At 37.9% G+C, this 306-nt stretch carries 1 protein-coding gene; it reads left to right on the top strand.

The features are described from left to right. Positions 1-89: 89 nt before the first annotated feature. On the top strand, positions 90-306 hold a 217-nt coding region (locus AAEZ00_RS20875), incomplete at its 3' end, for a FadR/GntR family transcriptional regulator (RefSeq protein ID WP_351089789.1).

Here is a 306-nt window from a genome sequence, read left to right on the forward strand (position 1 = left end):
CATTAACACCACTGAAAACAAAGTTATATCGTAATTGCGTTTAAATATGATATAACAGATTTATGTACTGAATATTGGACAGTAAAAGCATGAATAATTCTCCACGTCAAAATTTAACACATCAATTAACTCACGATTTGGGCATTGCCATTGTAAAAGGGGTTTACCCTGTTGGCGAAGGTTTACCCTCTGAAGCTGATTTGTGTATTGAATATGATGTTAGCCGTAGCTCAACGCGTGAAGCGGTAAAAATGCTGTCTGCAAAAGGCCTTATTTCATCTCGGCCTAAACAAGGCATTCGGGTGT

It is taken from the genome of Shewanella sp. S1-49-MNA-CIBAN-0167 (genome assembly GCF_040310145.1).
Classification (GTDB): domain Bacteria; phylum Pseudomonadota; class Gammaproteobacteria; order Enterobacterales; family Shewanellaceae; genus Shewanella; species Shewanella psychromarinicola.